Raw genomic sequence first — 18,175 nt, 5'->3', positions numbered from 1 at the left:
AAATATTACGCGCTTTTCAGAAACTTCGTTATAATAGTAGATGGAATGGAGGAATTTACATGAATATTGTAAAAGAAGCAAAGACATTTGAAACAATTTCTACTGAATTATTAGTGGTGGGTGTCACTAAACACCGTGAGCAAATGCAGGATTGGGCAAGCTTTTCATCTTTTTATGGTGAATCACTTGATATGTGGGTTAGCGCGGGAGACGTTTCAACTGAGCTTAAGAAGCTAACGAAGCTGCCATTTGTGAAGGATCATGCCAATTTAAAACGTATTTTATTTGTAGGGCTAGATGAGCGTAAAAACCTAACAGAAGGGGATATTCGAGCAGCCTTTGGTTTAGTTGGGAAAGAGCTAAGAGCCTTAAAAGTAAAAGAGTATTCCATCTGGCTTGAATCATTTACAACAGAAACAATTTCAGTGACTGATGTAGCCTTCTTAGCGGGTGAAGGAACTGGTCTAGGCTATTATTCTATTCCTCATTACAAAACAACTTCAAACGAAGTGGATAAACGTATTGATGCTGTTCATCTAGTGACGACAGCAGGGGATTTAGACGAAGTTGTAGCTGGCTTTGAGGTCGGTGTCATTTATGCGGATGCAGTGAATGAGGCACGTAGCTTAATTAATTTACCACCGAATTTACTAACGGCAACTGATTTAGCAAACTATGCGGAATCTTTGGCAAGTGAATATGACTTTGAAGTAGAAATTCTAGGTAAAGCGCAATTAGAAGAATTGGGAATGGGCGGCATTTTAAGTGTCAACCAAGGCTCTTTCGAAGAACCTCGATTAATCACATTAAAATATAAAGCGTCTGATGATTTTGAAAATCCAATTGGTCTCGTTGGTAAAGGTGTAACATATGATACAGGTGGCTATTCCTTAAAACCAAAAGACTCAATGGTTGGGATGAAAGGCGATATGGGCGGTGCAGCAGCAGTGCTTGGTGCCATGAAAATTATCGGTGAATTACGTCCAAATAAAAATGTAGTGGCGGTTATCGGATCTACAGATAATATGGTATCTGACACAGCATTTAAACCAGATGATGTCATCACAACGTATAGTGGCAAAACAGTGGAAGTATTAAATACGGATGCAGAAGGACGTTTAGTTCTGGCAGATGCAACTACATATGCGAAGCAGCAAGGGGCTGCATCGCTAATTGATGTAGCCACTTTAACAGGAGGCGTCATTACTGCGCTAGGTATGGATAAAACAGGTGCTCTTTCTAATGATGATGAATTTTTTGCAGCATTTATGGAAGCAGCAGAGGAAACGGATGAATTTGTTTGGCGTATGCCTTTGACAGAGAATGATAAAAAGAGAATTCGTAAATCTGATGTGGCAGATTTAAACAACTCACCTGGTCGTGATGGACATATGATTTTTGGTGGGGGCTTTGTCGGAGAATTTGTTGGTGAAACACCTTGGATTCACCTTGATATTGCCGGAACATCCGATGCAGTAGCTGTCCATGATCTAGGTCCTAAAGGTGGTACAGGTGTGATGGTACGTACACTTGCTAATTTTGTCCAACGTTTAGGTGAAGAAAAATAATAGAATATTTTGATCAGCGGGATTGTCTTTCCGCTGATTTTTTGTATTTGCAGCACTTATCCCGATAGATTAGGCAATGTACATATGATAGATGCAACTTCCTTCATACGATAGAATAAAAAGGGAGGTAGCATATGCGTAATTTCGGAGGTTACCCAGGAGGAGGATTTGGAGGAGGTATTTGGCCATTCGGTGCACCGTTTTTCGGTGGCTTTTTAGGAAGTTTCCTAGGTTCTCAATTTAATCAATATCCTTACAATCCATATTATCCAAACTATCGGCCATATCCGCCTGGTCCATTTTTCCGACCAGAACCACGGTATCGTAGACGCTGGTAAGAACATAAAATAAATAATCCAGTTGCCTAGTCAAAAACGGCAACTGGTTTTTTTGTTGTGTTGAGGAAGTATCAAATTTTGGGTTGACAGAATATACTAAATTATTTATTATTCTTATTACATTACTAAGAATTAAAAAGTAGCTGACTAGCAAACTAGAGGCTTTTATTGTTCATAGGCATTTTTGTGCCTAGGGATAATATTAGCCTTTTTTCTTTACCTTGATGACATCAATCTTTTTCCTCTATAGGGAGAATCAAAAATTTGTTCAAACGCCACCATTTGGAGACACAACCGCTTGTGGATGTCAAAGGGCGTGACGGTTGCTACTCCGTCAACTAAAAACAGGACACCATGACGCGAAGGCGCAACGGATAGAAGGAGTGAAATGGAATGGGGAAAGTATATATCGTTGGTGCTGGTCCTGGGGATGTGGATCTTATTACGGTCAAGGGTTTACGTTGTATTGAATGTGCAGATGTCATTTTATATGACAGACTCATAAATAAAGAGCTATTAAACTATGCTCGACAAGACGCTCAATTAATATTTTGCGGAAAACTGCCACAACAACATGCCATGATTCAGGAGCATATTAACCAAACGCTTGTCAGTTATGCACAGCAAGGGTTAATCGTTACAAGATTAAAGGGAGGTGACCCATTTGTCTTCGGAAGAGGGGCAGAGGAGGCTGAAGTGCTAGCCAAACATCATATTCCATTTGAAATTGTACCAGGGATTACTTCAGGTATAGCAGCCCCGGCTTATGCAGGAATTCCTGTGACACATCGGGATCTAAGCTCAAGTTTTGCCATGGTTACGGGACATATGCAGGAAGGAAAAGATGATGCAATACGTTGGGAAAGTCTTGCAAAAGGAATCGATACGATTGCTATTTATATGGGAGTAGGTAATCTGCCGTACATCCGACAGCAACTTCTCAAATATGGACGTGAGGAAGGAACACCTGTAGCCGTTATTCATTGGGGAACTTTTGCTGATAAGCAAAAAACGGTTACGGGTACTTTAGCAACAATTGAAGAAATCGTTCAAACAGAAAATATTCAGAATCCGAGTATCATTTTAGTTGGAGAGGTTGTGGCATTAAGAGAAACGATACATTGGTTCGAGCATAACAGTCCACAACCAATCCAAGTTACGGGGTAAGGATGTGACTTTATGCAGGCTATTTTATATATTGCTCATGGTAGTCGTGTTAAGGCAGGTACAGATCAAGCTGTAGCTTTTCTACAAGGCGTTCAACAAGAGGTTCATGTATCTATTCAGGAAATATGCTTTTTGGAGCTTGCAACACCTACCATTGCAGAGGGGATTGCCAACTGTGTTAGACAAGGGGCAACTATGATTGCTGTTATGCCTATTCTATTGCTAGCTGCACAGCATGCGAAGCAAGATATTCCAAGAGAAATTGCCGAAGCTCAAAAGCTCTATCCGCATATCCAATTTTCCTACGGTGAACCATTAGGCATTCATGAACGAATCATTGACACGTTGCAGGCTAGGATTTTAGAAAAGCAGCAGCCTAACTGCGAAGCAAGTGTTTTACTAATAGGACGTGGCAGTAGTGATCCGACCGTAAAGAGAGATTTAGCTGAAATTGCAACAAGATTGCGAATGAAATACAACTATCAAACAGTAGATACTTGCTTCTTATATGGGATGGGTCCGAGTTTTGATGACTGGCTCCAGCATGAAAAAGAGAGGCAGCATCAAGTTTTTATTGTGCCGTATCTCTTATTTACAGGTATCTTACGGCAAAGCATAACAAAGCGATTACAAGGACTATCTAACAACAACATGATGTTATGTGAAAGCTTAGGTTATGACGTCAATGTAAAAAAAGTGTTAGTGGAACGTATTGATGAATTACTACATTTCAAAGAGGAAGGTGTTTCATAATGGCAGATAAAAGGCTTGAAAATGTAAATCTAGCATTAGATAATGTCCGCCAAATGCTAAATACTGTGAACCATGGTTCGATTACATTGATTGTTCAAAACTCTTATGTGGTTCAAATCGAAAAGAAAGAAAAAATAAGACTCCGATAATTCTTTTTAGAGGATGAAATGATAACGATTCGCGAGGTGGCAAAGATTGAAACTGCAAGTTATAAACAGTCCATTTAATGAAGAGCAGGTAAAATTATTAAACGAACTTTTACCTCAATTAACACTGGAGCAAAAAATTTGGTTAAACGGTTATTTAAGTGCACCACAAGCTACTCAGGAGGCCGTAGTTGAGACGATCCCTGCAGCAGCCCCTATTACGAAAACCATGACGATTTTATATGGTTCCCAAACAGGTAATAGTCAAGGGCTAGCTGAAAAATATGCCTCTCTATTAAAGGCTCAAAACGTAGACGTTACTGTCTCATCATTAGGGAAATTTAAAGCAAGTAACTTAAAGAAAATCACCAATCTATTACTTATTGTGAGTACACATGGTGAGGGTGATCCACCTGATCAGGCGATCCAGTTCTATGAATTTTTGCATAGTAAACGAGCACCAAAACTAGAGCATCTTCAATATGCGGTACTTGCATTAGGGGATAGCTCCTATGAATTTTTCTGTAAAACAGGTAAAGACTTTGATGAGCAATTTGCCAAACTAGGTGCAACAAGAATTGTTCCTCGTACTGATTGTGATGTGGATTATGATGACGCTGCTGCACAATGGTTCTCAGCTGTTCAACAAGAATTTCTCAAACAGGCTACTACAATATCGGTTACTTCAACACAGAGCGATGAAATACAAGGAGCTACTACATATTCAAGAAAAAATCCATTTTACGCTGAAGTGTTAGAAAATATTAATCTAAATGGTCGCGGCTCCAACAAAGAGACACGTCATCTAGAGTTATCCATTGAAGGTGCTAATTTTCAATTTGAGCCAGGAGACAGTATTGGGATTCAACCGGAAAATAGTGAACCATTAGTCGATGCATTACTGGGAGTACTACAATTTGATCCAGCTACTGAAGTGACTGTGTTAGATGAAACAGTGTCCTTAAAGAATGCCTTACAAAAAAAATTGGAAATTACAGTGTTATCTAAGCCAGTTCTTGAAAAAATTAAAGCTTACACAGAACATAATGAGTTTTCATCGTTATTAGAAGAACCTAATGCATGGAAGGATTATGCCAAGGGAAGGGATTTACTTGATGTAGTAGAGGATTTTGCTCCTTTCACATGGAGTGCGCAACAATTCGTGGATATTCTGCGAAAAATTCCATCAAGACTGTATTCCATTGCAAGTAGCCAATTGGCGAATCATGATGAGGTGCATTTAACGATTAGCAAGGTAAGCTATGACACGAATGGTCGACAACGTCTGGGAGTATGTTCAGGTAGTGTGGCAGAACTTCAAATTGGCGCTACATTACCAATCTATGTTCATAAAAATCCAAATTTCAGATTACCTGAGCAGAAGGAAACGCCCATAATTATGATTGGCGCGGGCACAGGTATAGCACCGTATCGAGCTTTCCTAGAGGAAAGAGAAGAGTTAGGGGTAGAGGGGAAAGCTTGGCTCATTTTTGGTGATCAGCATTTTGTCACAGACTTCCTCTATCAAACAGATTGGCAACGCTGGCTAGCTTCTGGCACATTAAGCCAAATGCACATAGCCTTTTCACGTGATACCGATAAAAAAATCTATGTTCAACACAAATTGGAAGAGAATGCAGCTAATTTTTATGAATGGCTTGAGCAAGGTGCTGTCATTTATGTATGTGGTGATGAGAAATCAATGGCAGCTGATGTGGATGCAACCATTCACCGTATTATAGAGCAGCAGGGGCAGAAAACGTCTGAGCAAGCAAAAGCCCTTGTGCAAGAACTAAAGCAACAAAAACGATACCAACGGGATGTTTATTAAGAAAAAACTCTTCCTCGTAGGAAGATGACTATTTGCTAGCAAGCAAAGCCTCTGGAGAGGTGTAATGGATTAAAGGAGCGATAAAGAATGACAGAGAAAATTGTTTTGCCTCCACAGTCAGGGAAACCAAGTGATGTAGAGCGTATTAAGACGGAAAGTAATTATCTTCGTGGGACACTCGAACGGACTATGAATGATCCATTAAGTTCTGGTATTCCTGAGGATGACAATCGTTTAATGAAATTCCATGGTAGTTACCTACAGGATGACCGAGACCTTCGCACTGAAAGACAACGACAAAAACTAGAGCCTGCCTATCAATTCATGGTACGCGTACGAACACCTGGAGGAGCGGCTACCCCAGAGCAATGGCTTGTAATGGATGAAATGGCTAGAAAGTATGGCAATGGCTCCTTAAAACTAACTACACGTCAAGCGTTTCAGGTGCACGGTATTTTAAAATGGAATGTCAAAAAATATATGCAAGAAATTAATGACGTGTTATTGGACTCTCTTGCTGCTTGTGGGGATGTAAACCGTAATGTTATGTGTAATGTAAACCCAAATCAATCAGCATTACATGAAGAAGTTTATAACTGGTCTGCTAAACTAAGTGAGCATTTACTACCTCGTACACGTGCATACCATGAATTATGGTTAGATGGAGAAAAGGTAATAGACAGTCAGGATGAAGAAATTGAACCGATTTATGGAGAACAATATTTGCCGCGTAAATTTAAAATTGGCATTGCGATTCCGCCAAGTAATGATGTCGATGTGTTTTCACAAGATATCGGACTAATCGCGATCGTAAAAGATCAAAAGCTTATTGGCTTTAATGTAGCTGTTGGTGGAGGAATGGGGATGACGCATGGCGATCATGCTACCTATCCACAGCTTGCGCGTGAAATTGGCTTTATTACACCGGATAAACTACTGGAAACAGCAGAAAAAATTATAACAATTCAGCGGGATTATGGGAATCGCTCAGTTCGTAAAAATGCACGTTTCAAATATACGATTGATGCAAGAGGACTAGAATGGTTTAACGAAGAATTAACGCGACGTTTGGGTTGGAGTATTCAAGAAGCGCGCCCTTATACATTTGAACGTACAGGAGATGAGTTCGGTTGGATTAAAGGGGCAGAGGGTAAGTGGCATTATACGCTATTTATTCAAAACGGTCGCATTAAAGATTTTCAAGATTATGAGCTGTTAACAGGGTTACGTGAAATAGCTAAGGTGCATACAGGTGATTTCCGTTTAACTCCTAACCAGAATTTAATGATTAGTAATGTAACACCACAGAAAAAGAAAAAGATTGATGCTATTATAGAGCAATATAAGCTGACGGATGGTGCGCATTATTCTGCATTGCGTCGTAATTCCATTGCCTGTGTCTCCTTACCAACCTGTGGTTTAGCCATGGCGGAGGCGGAACGTTATTTGCCATCTCTTATTACAAAAATGGAAACAATCATTGATGAAACAGGGTTAAATGATACAGAAATTGTTATTCGGATGTCAGGCTGTCCAAATGGTTGCTCCCGTGCAGCGATGGCTGAAATAGGCTTTATCGGTAAAGGTCCTGGGAAATACAATTTATATCTTGGAGCAAGTTTTACTGGTAATCGATTGAATAAAATCTATCGTGAAAATATAGGTGAGGAAGAGATACTAGCGGAGCTACGACCAATTCTTGTACATTATGCGAAGGAACGTTTAGACGGTGAGCATTTTGGTGATTTTGTCATTCGTGCTGGATATGTGACGGCTGTATACGATGGTAAAGAATTTCACATATAATAAATATAAAAACCATGTAGCAAATTTTGAACTGAACCCTATAAAGTAGACAGTTTAATAAAAGACCATTTGCTACATTAAACAGCGATTAAATGACTTCGGTATGCTGCCGGAGTCATTTTTTTTAACGTCCATTGCTTTCTTGTATTGTTGTAGTGCTCCATATAATCATCTATCATATATTTTAATTCTGATAAGCTTCCAGCTTCTTTATATTCTATTTCATCTTTAAAATGCCCAAAGAATGACTCCATTGGCGAATTATCTAGGCAGTTTCCTCGGCGAGACATTGACTGAAGTAATCCCATTTCTTTGACGCATTTTTGAAATGCTGGGTGTGTATAATGGAAACCTTGATCTGAATGAATCATCGCTTCAGGATGTAAATTGTCATTGATATGCTCTTCTAATTTTTTTAGCGTACGATAAACAAACTCCATGCGTAAATTTGTCGATACCTCATATGCAACGATTTCTCGTGTTGCAACATCCTTTATACACGATAGATACGCTGTTTGTCCGCCACGATATTGTAAATACGTAATATCTGTTAAAAACACTTTGCCTGGCTCTGTTTGATGAAAGTTACGATTTAGATGATTAGGTACTTGACGATGGATTTCTGTAGCTTTGGCAAGATTTCGATAAGGGTTTGCACGTCTTACTTTCGAATATAGATTGAATTTACGCATTAATCGTAGAATTTTTTTATGATTCATCGGGATTTCAAGTAGTTCTTCTAGTGCCATGTAAAGACCCCGATAACCAACTTTTCCTTTTGACGCATCATAAATCGTTTTTAGTAGGACGTAGTCCTGAAAATCTGCTTCTTCTCGCATCGCTTGTTTCTCACTATTTTGGAGCCATTTATAATAACCACTGGGGCTTACATTTGCCAAGTCACATAAATAACGTGTCATATTTTTCAACTGATACAGCCGAACGGTATCATTAATTGCTTGATACTTTTCCCTTGGTATTAAAATAGCCGTTTCTTTGCCTGCCTTTCCATCTCGTCTAGCTTTTTTAACAGTGTTAATTCAGCTTCAAGTAAACGAATACGTGCCTCTGCTTTTTCTAATTTCTTTTCAGCTGACATGTGTTCTTTTTTTGGTCGACCAGTACCTCCTTTTCCGCGTCTTTCCTCTGAAAATGCTTGTTCTCCATGAGTTTTAAAAGATGCTCTCCAGCGTTTAATCGATGACCTTGCTTTTTCCACACCAATCACTTCTAAATCAAACCCGTTTTCTTTAAAGATTTGTACAGGTCCCTTACCAGCTAGATTTTCTTTGACCACAGATGCTACAAATCGATTCGCTTCTATTTGTCGTATCTGATGTTCGTTAAAAATGATTTTACTCATGCTAATTTCTCCCGTTCTTAATTTCGTATATTTAGTATAACGAGATTTTTTTGTGAAATGAACAAAAAACCCCGAATAGGGTCACTTTTTAAAGTGTCCACTATTCGGGGTTCAGTTCATTTCTTTGCTACATGGTTTTTTAAATGGAGTAATCTTCGGGGATAAAGACCTTTAATTGCTTCGGCCTAACAAATACATGATCGCCCACTTCAAGCTGAAGGTGAAGGAACTGTTCTTTTGATAATTCTGCCTCTAAAAATTCATCTAAATCTTCACGGCGTAGCTCAATTTGAACAATAGGCCCCAACAGATGGATATGATTGATTTTGACGGGAACCGTTCCTGGAATACTTACCTTTTCTATTTGTATATCATGGGGGCGTACATAACCAATCACATTATCTTTTGTATGTGATTGTACATCAGGTACATCCAGTGCAACTTCTCCATGCATCAGCTTACCGTTATGTAAGCGTCCTTTAAAAAGATTAACGTTCCCTAAAAAATCATAGACAAATGGACTTTTGGGATGTGTATACACTTCATCTGGACTCCCAATTTGCTCGATTTTGCCATTGTTCATGACAACAATACGATCTGCCACATCCAGTGCCTCCTCTTGATCATGCGTAACAAATATACTTGTAATATGAAATTCATCATGTAACTTTCGTAGCCAGCGACGCAACTCCTTGCGAACTTTTGCATCAAGTGCCCCAAATGGCTCATCTAGCAGAAGAACTTTCGGCTCTACTGCAAGTGCTCTTGCAAGTGCCACACGCTGTCTTTGACCACCTGAAAGCTGTGTAGGATAGCGGTCAGAGAAATTTTCGAGTTTAACTAATTGTAGCAATTCCATCACTTTGTCTCGTATCTCTTGCTTAGTAGGTCTAGTTTTCCGAGGGCGAACCTTTAGGCCATAGGCGACATTTTCAAAGACTGTCATATGACGAAATAGGGCATAATGCTGAAACACAAAGCCTACATTACGTTCCTTTGGATGCCGATCCGTCATGGAATGTCCATCAAAAAAAATATCACCCGTATCGGCGGTTTCCAGCCCTGCAATGACACGTAATAGAGAGGTTTTTCCTGATCCAGAGGGGCCAAGCAATGCAACAAGCTCCCCTGACTGAATATGAATAGAAATATCCTCTAGTGCTTGAAAAGATCCGTATATTTTCGAGACATTTTGAATTTGAATACTCATGCTGATCATCTCCTATTAACTAGAGTTGGACTTCCATGCAATGATGTCTTTTAAAATTAATGTAAAGATAGCTATAACACTCATTAAGGATGCAACAGCAAAGGCGGCTGAAAATTGATATTCATTATAAAGAATTTCAATATGAAGGGGCATTGTATTCGTCATGCCTCGTATATGGCCAGATACAACTGAAACTGCACCAAATTCTCCTATTGCTCGTGCGTTACACAAGATTAGACCATAGAATAAACCCCATTTAATATTGGGTAAGGTGACATACCAAAATGTCTTAAAGCCACTTGCACCAAGTGAAATCGACGCCTCCTCCTCAGACGTACCCTGTGCTTGCATTAGAGGTATTAGCTCACGAGCAACAAAGGGCAGTGTGACAAATATAGTCGCAAGCACAATTCCAGGTAGGGCAAAAACAATTTTAATATCATTGGTGAATAACCAATCACCAAATAATCCCTGCGATCCAAATAGTAAAATAAATACCAAACCTGCGATAACAGGGGAGACCGCAAAAGGTAAATCAATAATGGTTAGTAAAAGATTTTTCCCCTTAAAATTAAATTTTGTAAGGGTCCATGCAGCCATTACGCCAAAGATTACATTTAGAGGTACGGCAATCGCTACAACTGTTAAAGTGAGTTTAATAGCAGCTAATGCATCTGGATGTGTGATAGCTGCCAAGTAAACATCAACACCTTTTTGAAAGGCTGTAATAAAAATTGAAGCTAATGGCAGGACGATAAAAAAAGCTAAAAAGGCTAATGCAATAAATGTAAGCGCATAGCGAATAACACGAGGCTCCTGTAAGGCGGCAGACTTAGACACCTTATTTTTTTCAGTACTAGCCTGTTGAATAAATGTTGATTGTTCCATATAGCTCCTCCTAATGTACAAACCGACGATTGGCTAGCCATTGTATGACGTTAATGGTTAATAATAAAATAAATGAAGTAACAAGCATTACTACTGCAATTGCAGTGGCACCAGCATAATCGTATTGCTCAAGTTTAGTCATAATAACTAAAGGGGTAATTTCGGTTTTCATCGGCATATTTCCAGCGATGAAAACAACCGAGCCATACTCTCCTAGAGCACGGGCAAAGGCTAATGAAAAGCCCGTTAATATGCCTGGTAGCAACTCTGGTAAAATCACCTTACGAAAGGTTTGTAAACGATTGGCTCCAAGGCTAGCTGAAGCCTCCTCGACTTCAGCACTAATATTTTGCAATACTGGCTGTACTGTCCGTACAACGAAAGGGAGACCAATAAAAGTTAAGGCAATTATAATACCAAGGGGCGTAAAGGCAATTTTAAAATCAAAAAATTGGCCAATCCAACCATTGGGGGCATAGAGCGATGTTAAAGCAATCCCTGCTACAGCAGTAGGTAAAGCAAAGGGTAAATCTACTAATCCATCAATCATTCTTTTAAAAGGAAACTGGTAGCGAACCAGAACCCAAGCGATAATTGTACCGAAGAGTACATTTAATAGACCTGCAATGAGGGCTGTGCTGAAGCTCACTTTATAGGAAGCAACAGCACGAGGATCAGTGATAATATCGAAAAACGCAGCCCAGCTTAAGGACATCGTATGGAAAAATATCATAGAAAGTGGTAATAACACTAGTAAACTAACATATAACATCGTATATCCAAGAGATAGGTAAAAGCCTGGAATAATACGACGTGATTTTTTCGTCAGGGTTAAACTACTCATCAAAACACTCCTTATTGTGGCAAGTAGATTTCATCAAAGGTACCACCGTCTTTAAAGTGAGTTGCTTGTGCTTTTGTCCAGCCACCAAAATCATCGATAGAAACAAGTTCAAGCTGAGGGAATTGGTCTTTATATTTAGATAGAACAGCTTCATTGCGAGGTCGGTAATAGTTTTTGGCAGCAATTTCTTGACCTGTATCGCTATATAAATGCTGTAAATATGCCTCTGCCACTTCGCGTGTTCCTTTTTTATCAACGATTTTGTCAACAACCGCCACTGGTGGCTCCGCTAAAATACTTAATGATGGGGTAATAATCTCGAATTCATCCTTCCCTAATTCATGAAGTGATAAGTAAGCTTCATTTTCCCATGCAATTAAGACATCCCCAATTTTTCGTTCCACAAAAGTTGTGGTAGCACCTCGGGCACCGGAATCTAGTACTTCAACATTGCTGTATAGTGATTTCATAAATTCTTTTATTTTTGTTTCATCGTTGTTATATAACTTTCCCGCATATCCCCAAGCAGCTAGGTAGTTCCACCGTGCACCACCAGATGTTTTAGGGTTAGGGGTAATGACGGATACGTCTTTTTTGATGAGATCATCCCAATCTTGTATATTTTTCGGGTTGCCCTTGCGTACTAAAAAGACAATAGTGGATGTATAGGGAGTAGAGTTATGGTCAAATTCTGTTTGCCAATCTTTATTTAGCAGTTCACGAGTTTGGGCAATTTCATCAATATCATAGGCGAGAGCAAGCGTGACAACGTCTGCTTCGAGGCCATCAATCACTGCTCTACCTTGTTTTCCTGAGCCTCCATGAGATTGTTTAATCGTGACATCCTGCCCTGTTTCATCCTTCCATTTTTTTATAAAATCTTGATTGAACTCATCGTAAAGCTCGCGTGTTGGGTCATAGGATACATTTAATAGCTCTACTGATTCTTGGCCACCTGTATCTTCATTTGAGTTAGCACTACTACATCCTGTTACAGATAAAGTTAATACAGCAAGCAGTGCCAAAGATTGAAAGACATTGTTCCTTTTCTTCATTCCATTTCGCTCCCTTTCTGGCTAAAGAATGCAAAAAGCCATCCCCTATAACGATAATTCGTCATTGGTAGATGGCCTTCAGATCCTCTGATCAGCATTTTGGTATTTGTAGATAATACATTAAACATATATTTCCTATTAGTCAACAAGGAATTGTGGAATGTTGAAAATAAGGGTGATTTACCTAGCTATCATTTATCTTATGCAACTAAGAGTGTCAAAAATGGGTTTATTGCATAAGATATTTCAAAAACCTAGTTGACTGCTTGGTGTACTTTAGTATATATTTGGTAATAAGAAAAAACGATTATAGAACGAGGTAGCAATTACTAGTGAAAAATCGTTGAATAATGAGCTGGCTAGTCAAACTAGAGGCGTTTTAACAAAGACATGTTTTTGGGTGTCTTTTGTTAGAACGCCTTTTTTCGCTATGAGGGGGATTCAATGTTAACACATGCAAATTGGCAAGAACCAAACATTAATTTTCAGGTTGATGAAACGTATAAGGGAGCATTAGAGGTTTTACAGTGGAGCTATCAAGAGTATGGGAATGAAATTGTCTATGCCTGTAGCTTTGGGATAGAGGGCATAGTTTTAATTGATCTCATTTCAAAGGTAAGACCAGATGCAACCATTGTCTTTTTAGATACAGATGTCCATTTTAAAGAGACCTATGAAACGATCCAGCGAGTAAAGGAAAAATATCCACCATTAAACATTGTGATGAAAAAGCCTTCACTTACACTTGAACAACAAGCGGCCCAATATGGTGATGAACTATGGAAGTCAGATCCAAATCAATGCTGTGCTATACGCAAGATAAAGCCTTTACATGAAGCCCTTTCAGGTACAAAGGCTTGGATATCTGGTTTACGTCGTGAACAATCGCCATCACGTCAACAGACAAATTTTCTTAATCGTGATGATAAATTTAAGTCGATTAAAGTTTGCCCACTTATCCATTGGACATGGAAGGATGTTTGGCGATATGTCTCAAAACATAATTTGCCATACAATCCTTTGCACGATCAAGGCTATCCAAGTATCGGCTGTGAGCATTGTACGAAGCCGGCGTTTACGATGGATGATTTACGTTCAGGTAGATGGCAAGGCTCAGGCAAGACGGAATGTGGGTTACATGAATAAAGGAGTAATGCCATGCTAGAATATTTCGCCATAGCTATTAGTTTATTTTTTGCAATGAATATAGGTGCAAGTGGAGCAGCGGCTTCAATGGGAGTTGCTTATGGGGCCGGAGCTATTAAAAAGGCTTGGCAAGCATTATTGTTATGCGCCATAGGCGTTTATAGTGGAGCGGTTTTAGGCGGAGGAGAAGTAGTCAAAACGATTAGCTCAGGCATTATGCCTCAGGAATATATTACGGTGAAAATTGTCATCATTATTTTAATTTCTGCAACGAGCAGTTTATTTTTTTCCAACCTTCTAGGCATCCCCTTATCTACGAGTGAGGTGACCGTTGGTGCAGTCGTTGGTGTGGGAATGGCTTATAAAGTGCTATTCGTTCAATCTTTACTTGTCATCATGTCCTTTTGGGTTATCGTCCCACTTATAGCTTTTGTTATAGCCCTTATATGTGGAAAGTTGTTATATAAATTACAGCATAGGGGGCTACTAAAAGATCATCCAATTTTAACGGTTCTACTCGTATTAGCAGGATTTTTTGAAGCCTTTTCGGCAGGTATGAATAATGTTGCGAATGCAGTTGGACCGCTAGTAGGTGCTGGCATGATGGATGTTACTATCGGCATTATGCTTGGGGGTGCCTTTGTCGCTATAGGAGCCATCCTACTTGGAAAACGAGTTCTTGAAACAAACGGAAAAAAAATTATGCGGTTTCAAAAGGCAGAGGGTATTTTAATTTCAAGTACGGGTGCGCTCCTTGTTGGTATAAGCTCCATTTTTGGACTTCCAGTGCCACTAACGCAAGTAACATCTTCCTCTATTATCGGAATGGGTATGGCGAAGAACGGAAAACAAATTTTCCATAAGCATATTGTGAAAAAGATTATTCGTATATGGGTTGTATCCCCAATTTTTTCATTAGCCATTTCTTATTTTTTAGTGCAGTTATTTTTAGAAAAAGATCTTTATGCGATTATTTTGAATGGCAGCATTATCGTTGGAACGCTTGGAGTTATTAGTTTAATGCGTACAATGCGAGAGGAAGAGCAATCCATATATGATGCAGGAGAGGGTATTTAATTACACTAGTGTTACAACATCATTGATCTTTCATACATTTCAACTATTAAACTTAGTATTTAACTAGAATTAGGAGGAGATTATATGAGTTTACAACCACATGGAGGGTTTCTTGTGCAAGCTTTCCATCCCGAAAAGGAGATGACATCTATTCATAAGGAGATTGAGCTGGATGCCATTTCTTTGAGTGATTTAGAGTTAATTGCCATAGGTGGCTACAGCCCTATCGAAGGCTTTTTAACACAAGCAGATTATGAATCTGTAGTGGAAAAAAGTCGATTAGCATCAGGTATAGTATGGAGTATTCCAATTACCCTCCCTGTGACGAAAGAGAAGGCAGCAGCATTACAACCTGGCGAAGAGGTAAAATTAGTCTACCAAGGTGAAACTTATGGCGTTATTCAGGTAGCTGATATTTTTGAGCCGAATAAGCGAACAGAGGCATTACTTGTATATGGTACTGAGGATCTCGCACATCCTGGCGTTCACAAGCTACATGAACGTCCTGCCATATATGTCGGAGGGAAAATTACTCTAATCAAACGTCTGGCACAAAAGTTTCCTACCTATTCATTTGATCCGGTGGAAACCCGTCAACTATTTGCTTCAAAGGGTTGGCAAACCATTGTTGGCTTTCAAACGCGTAACCCGGTGCATCGAGCGCATGAATATATCCAAAAGGCAGCACTTGAAACGATTGATGGTTTATTTTTAAACCCTCTTGTTGGTGAAACAAAGTCGGATGATGTGTCTGCGGCTATCCGCATGGAGAGCTATAAGATTCTATTAAAAAATTACTATCCTGAAAATCGTGTGCAATTAGGAGTGTTTCCGGCTGCTATGCGTTACGCAGGACCAAGAGAGGCCATTTTCCATGCACTTGTAAGAAAAAATTATGGCTGTACACATTTTATCGTCGGTCGAGATCATGCCGGTGTAGGGGATTACTATGGCACGTACGATGCACAAAAAATCTTTGAACAGTTTACGGAAGATGAATTAGGGATTGTTCCATTAAAGTTCGAGCATAGTTTTTATTGTCAGCAATGTGAAGGAATGGCTACAACAAAAACTTGTCCACACGATAGCTCTGCCCATATTATTTTATCAGGAACAAAAGTACGAGAGATGCTACGTAATGGGGAAGTACCACCAAGTACATTTAGCCGTAAAGAGGTAGTAGATGTATTAATAAAAGGCATGCAAAAGGAGGTAGTCAAATGAGTTCGAATATTGTTTGGCATGAAGCCTCCGTTACAAAAGAGGAGCGTCAATCCCAAAATAAACATCAAAGCTTTATTTTATGGTTTACGGGCTTGTCTGCTTCAGGAAAATCATCTATAGCCAATGCGTTTGCCCGCCAATTATATGAAAGGGGCAACCAAGCCTTTGTATTGGATGGCGATAATGTCCGTCATGGCCTAAACAAGGATTTAGGTTTTGAGGAGGCAGGACGAAAAGAAAATATTCGTCGTATAGGGGAAGTTTCGAAGCTTTTTATAGAAAGTGGTCAAATTGTATTAACGGCATTTATTTCTCCTTATCGAGAAGATCGTCAGGTGGTCCGTGCACTTGTTGAAGATGGTGAATTTATCGAGGTCTTTGTAAAGTGTTCAGTAAAAACATGTGAAAAACGGGATCCCAAAGGCCTATATAAAAAAGCGAGAAAAGCAGAAATTGCTAATTTCACTGGTGTTAGCGCCCCTTATGAGGAACCAGAAAACCCTGAAATTATTTTAGATACTGAACATCATACGATAGAAGAATGTGTGCAACAGTTGACTAGTATTTTAACTTCCAAAGGGTATATATAATAAACAAATAAAAAAATCTGCTCGTTCAGAACGATTGAGCAGATTTTTTATATGTCTTATTGTGTGTCCTGTTCTTTTTTCATTCTGTCAATTTCAGGGCCTAATTCATCACGTACTGTCCCTTTCCAAGGCTTGACACCAGCAATATAAGAGGAGCGAGTCATAATATGTCCTCCAACAGGGCCAGTGATGAAGAGGAATAGTATTCCTAGTAATATACGTGGATTAAAATGATCTTCGATTAGCCAAAAGTGAAAGAATACACCAATTAGTACACACATGACACCAAGTGTAGCACTTTTTGAGGCAGCATGTGCTCGTGTATATAAATCAGGTAGGCGGATAAGCCCAATAGCTGTGACGACAATAAAAAGTACTCCAATAGAAATGAAAAAGATAACTAAACTATTAGCGAGAATTGTCACGTTTAATGATATCTCCTTTCTCTATGAATTTAGAGAAAGCAACTGTACCGATAAATGATAAAATCGCTAGCAATAAAATAATCTCAAGGAAGAAGCTTGTTTCCACTAAAATCGAAAATAATCCAATCAAGGAAATAAGAGAGACACCAAGTGAATCTAAAGCGACTACACGGTCAGATGCAGAAGGTCCTTTGATCATCCGATAAATGACCGCAATCATCGATAAGCAAATCACTACAATGACCGTTATAATAAATGTTGTCATGATTTACTCACCTCCAAAATCGCTTTCTCAAATGAATCTCGAATGGAAGCAACAGCCTCATCCACATCATTAATATCAATAGCATGTACATATAGTGTTTTAGCATCATCCGATACATGTACGACTACAGTTCCTGGCGTTAAAGTGATAAGACTGGATAATAATGTGATTTCCCAGTCTTCTGTTAATACAGTAGGATAAGCAAAAAAGGCAGGCTGCATGTCCAATTTAGGCTTTAATACTACCTTCAGGACTTGCACATTCGCTAATACTAATTCTTTAAAGAACAGCAAAGTTAATTTTAAAAGGGCCCATAGGCGGTAGACATAAAGACGAGATCTAAAAAATCTTCGCATTATTATGAGTAAAATGATGCCCATTAAGAACCCAATAATAAAGCCGGTTGCTGTGTAATTAGAGGATAGGAACATCCATACGAAGGCAAGTACAAAGTTTAAAATCATTTGAAATGCCACAGC

At 39.1% G+C, this 18,175-nt stretch carries 19 protein-coding genes; 11 read left to right on the top strand and 8 right to left on the bottom strand.

Going from position 1 to position 18,175, the window contains the following annotated elements; translation table 11 throughout:
- Positions 1–59 precede the first annotated feature (59 nt).
- The 7 genes from MKX57_RS19200 to cysI all read left to right on the top strand — a co-directional run bounded on the left by MKX57_RS19200 (position 60) and on the right by cysI (position 7,609).
- Positions 60–1,568 carry a leucyl aminopeptidase gene (locus tag MKX57_RS19200; RefSeq protein ID WP_008178088.1) on the top strand — a complete coding sequence of 503 codons (1,509 nt, stop codon included), beginning with the start codon at positions 60–62 and terminating at the stop codon, positions 1,566–1,568.
- A 134-nt stretch (positions 1,569–1,702) separates the two neighbouring features.
- A complete protein-coding gene (locus tag MKX57_RS19195; protein ID WP_008178090.1) occupies positions 1,703–1,906 on the top strand; it encodes a hypothetical protein in 204 nt (67 codons plus the stop codon).
- Positions 1,907–2,299: 393 nt separating this feature from the next.
- Complete coding sequence (cobA, locus tag MKX57_RS19190) at positions 2,300–3,073, top strand: uroporphyrinogen-III C-methyltransferase (protein WP_089986181.1); 774 nt, start codon at positions 2,300–2,302, stop codon at positions 3,071–3,073.
- A gap of 12 nt (positions 3,074–3,085) precedes the next feature.
- Entirely contained in the window at positions 3,086–3,826 is a 741-nt protein-coding gene (locus tag MKX57_RS19185) for a sirohydrochlorin chelatase (RefSeq protein ID WP_008178094.1), read from the top strand.
- Positions 3,826–3,975: a YezD family protein gene (locus MKX57_RS19180; protein WP_008178096.1), complete on the top strand. Its 150-nt coding sequence runs from the start codon at positions 3,826–3,828 to the stop codon at positions 3,973–3,975. Before MKX57_RS19185 ends, MKX57_RS19180 begins: the two co-directional genes overlap by 1 nt.
- Before the next feature lie 46 nt (positions 3,976–4,021).
- Complete coding sequence (locus tag MKX57_RS19175; protein WP_089986180.1) at positions 4,022–5,803, top strand: assimilatory sulfite reductase (NADPH) flavoprotein subunit; 1,782 nt, start codon at positions 4,022–4,024, stop codon at positions 5,801–5,803.
- Between the two features lie 87 nt (positions 5,804–5,890).
- Entirely contained in the window at positions 5,891–7,609 is a 1,719-nt protein-coding gene (gene cysI, locus MKX57_RS19170) for an assimilatory sulfite reductase (NADPH) hemoprotein subunit (protein ID WP_008178099.1), read from the top strand.
- Between the two features lie 77 nt (positions 7,610–7,686).
- Here cysI and MKX57_RS19165 read toward each other — a convergent pair.
- The 5 genes from MKX57_RS19165 to MKX57_RS19145 all read right to left on the bottom strand — a co-directional run bounded on the left by MKX57_RS19165 (position 7,687) and on the right by MKX57_RS19145 (position 12,969).
- Positions 7,687–8,972, bottom strand: a protein-coding gene (locus tag MKX57_RS19165; protein ID WP_342550523.1) for an IS3 family transposase whose coding sequence is annotated in 2 segments (ribosomal slippage) — positions 7,687–8,639 and positions 8,639–8,972 — 1,287 coding nt in all. Because the reading frame shifts where the segments join, the coding sequence is not laid out codon by codon here.
- 139 nt (positions 8,973–9,111) lie between these two features.
- A complete protein-coding gene (locus tag MKX57_RS19160; protein WP_008178104.1) occupies positions 9,112–10,182 on the bottom strand; it encodes a sulfate ABC transporter ATP-binding protein in 1,071 nt (356 codons plus the stop codon).
- A 15-nt stretch (positions 10,183–10,197) separates the two neighbouring features.
- Positions 10,198–11,070 carry a sulfate ABC transporter permease subunit CysW gene (cysW, locus tag MKX57_RS19155; protein ID WP_008178106.1) on the bottom strand — a complete coding sequence of 291 codons (873 nt, stop codon included), beginning with the start codon at positions 11,068–11,070 and terminating at the stop codon, positions 10,198–10,200.
- A gap of 10 nt (positions 11,071–11,080) precedes the next feature.
- Entirely contained in the window at positions 11,081–11,914 is an 834-nt protein-coding gene (cysT, locus tag MKX57_RS19150) for a sulfate ABC transporter permease subunit CysT (RefSeq protein ID WP_342530553.1), read from the bottom strand.
- Positions 11,915–11,925: 11 nt separating this feature from the next.
- Entirely contained in the window at positions 11,926–12,969 is a 1,044-nt protein-coding gene (locus tag MKX57_RS19145) for a sulfate ABC transporter substrate-binding protein (protein ID WP_239355471.1), read from the bottom strand.
- 444 nt (positions 12,970–13,413) lie between these two features.
- Here MKX57_RS19145 and MKX57_RS19140 point away from each other — a divergent pair, with 444 nt between their 5' ends.
- The 4 genes from MKX57_RS19140 to cysC all read left to right on the top strand — a co-directional run bounded on the left by MKX57_RS19140 (position 13,414) and on the right by cysC (position 17,006).
- Positions 13,414–14,115, top strand: a complete 702-nt coding sequence (locus MKX57_RS19140; protein WP_008178112.1) for a phosphoadenylyl-sulfate reductase — start codon at positions 13,414–13,416, stop codon at positions 14,113–14,115.
- A 12-nt stretch (positions 14,116–14,127) separates the two neighbouring features.
- A complete protein-coding gene (locus MKX57_RS19135; protein ID WP_089986177.1) occupies positions 14,128–15,192 on the top strand; it encodes an inorganic phosphate transporter in 1,065 nt (354 codons plus the stop codon).
- An 84-nt stretch (positions 15,193–15,276) separates the two neighbouring features.
- Positions 15,277–16,416 carry a sulfate adenylyltransferase gene (sat, locus tag MKX57_RS19130; protein ID WP_342530547.1) on the top strand — a complete coding sequence of 380 codons (1,140 nt, stop codon included), beginning with the start codon at positions 15,277–15,279 and terminating at the stop codon, positions 16,414–16,416.
- On the top strand, positions 16,413–17,006 hold the full coding sequence (gene cysC / locus MKX57_RS19125) for an adenylyl-sulfate kinase (protein ID WP_342530546.1): 594 nt from the start codon (positions 16,413–16,415) through the stop codon (positions 17,004–17,006). Before sat ends, cysC begins: the two co-directional genes overlap by 4 nt.
- A 56-nt stretch (positions 17,007–17,062) precedes the next feature.
- On the opposite strand, the gene mnhG is transcribed toward cysC, so the two are convergent.
- The 3 genes from mnhG to MKX57_RS19110 are packed head-to-tail and all read right to left on the bottom strand — an operon-like array spanning position 17,063 to position 18,172.
- Entirely contained in the window at positions 17,063–17,431 is a 369-nt protein-coding gene (gene mnhG / locus MKX57_RS19120; RefSeq protein ID WP_008178118.1) for a monovalent cation/H(+) antiporter subunit G, read from the bottom strand.
- On the bottom strand, positions 17,415–17,696 hold the full coding sequence (locus MKX57_RS19115; RefSeq protein WP_008178119.1) for a Na(+)/H(+) antiporter subunit F1: 282 nt from the start codon (positions 17,694–17,696) through the stop codon (positions 17,415–17,417). Before MKX57_RS19115 ends, mnhG begins: the two co-directional genes overlap by 17 nt.
- Positions 17,693–18,172 (bottom strand): Na+/H+ antiporter subunit E, encoded by a 480-nt coding sequence (locus MKX57_RS19110; protein WP_008178121.1) that lies wholly within the window; start codon positions 18,170–18,172, stop codon positions 17,693–17,695. Before MKX57_RS19110 ends, MKX57_RS19115 begins: the two co-directional genes overlap by 4 nt.
- Between the last annotated feature and the right edge of the window lie 3 nt (positions 18,173–18,175).

Origin of the sequence: Lysinibacillus sp. FSL M8-0216 (assembly GCF_038595555.1) — a bacterium.
In the GTDB taxonomy this organism is placed as follows: Bacteria; Bacillota; Bacilli; order Bacillales_A; family Planococcaceae; genus Lysinibacillus; species Lysinibacillus fusiformis.
Note: the sequence above shows the minus strand (reverse complement) of the source record. Positions and strands in the feature narration are given on the sequence as shown.

Bases quoted from the DNA above. Each gene is read 5' to 3' on its own strand.
- MKX57_RS19200 (WP_008178088.1), top strand. From the start codon at position 60: ATGAATATTGTAAAAGAAGCAAAGACATTTGAAACAATTTCTACTGAA.
- MKX57_RS19195 (WP_008178090.1), top strand. From the start codon at position 1,703: ATGCGTAATTTCGGAGGTTACCCAGGAGGAGGATTTGGAGGAGGTATT.
- cobA (WP_089986181.1), top strand. From the start codon at position 2,300: ATGGGGAAAGTATATATCGTTGGTGCTGGTCCTGGGGATGTGGATCTT.
- MKX57_RS19185 (WP_008178094.1), top strand. From the start codon at position 3,086: ATGCAGGCTATTTTATATATTGCTCATGGTAGTCGTGTTAAGGCAGGT.
- MKX57_RS19180 (WP_008178096.1), top strand. From the start codon at position 3,826: ATGGCAGATAAAAGGCTTGAAAATGTAAATCTAGCATTAGATAATGTC.
- cysI (WP_008178099.1), top strand. From the start codon at position 5,891: ATGACAGAGAAAATTGTTTTGCCTCCACAGTCAGGGAAACCAAGTGAT.
- MKX57_RS19160 (WP_008178104.1), bottom strand. From the start codon at position 10,182: ATGAGTATTCAAATTCAAAATGTCTCGAAAATATACGGATCTTTTCAA.
- cysW (WP_008178106.1), bottom strand. From the start codon at position 11,070: ATGGAACAATCAACATTTATTCAACAGGCTAGTACTGAAAAAAATAAG.
- cysT (WP_342530553.1), bottom strand. From the start codon at position 11,914: ATGAGTAGTTTAACCCTGACGAAAAAATCACGTCGTATTATTCCAGGC.
- MKX57_RS19145 (WP_239355471.1), bottom strand. From the start codon at position 12,969: ATGAAGAAAAGGAACAATGTCTTTCAATCTTTGGCACTGCTTGCTGTA.
- MKX57_RS19140 (WP_008178112.1), top strand. From the start codon at position 13,414: ATGTTAACACATGCAAATTGGCAAGAACCAAACATTAATTTTCAGGTT.
- MKX57_RS19135 (WP_089986177.1), top strand. From the start codon at position 14,128: ATGCTAGAATATTTCGCCATAGCTATTAGTTTATTTTTTGCAATGAAT.
- sat (WP_342530547.1), top strand. From the start codon at position 15,277: ATGAGTTTACAACCACATGGAGGGTTTCTTGTGCAAGCTTTCCATCCC.
- cysC (WP_342530546.1), top strand. From the start codon at position 16,413: ATGAGTTCGAATATTGTTTGGCATGAAGCCTCCGTTACAAAAGAGGAG.
- MKX57_RS19115 (WP_008178119.1), bottom strand. From the start codon at position 17,696: ATGACAACATTTATTATAACGGTCATTGTAGTGATTTGCTTATCGATG.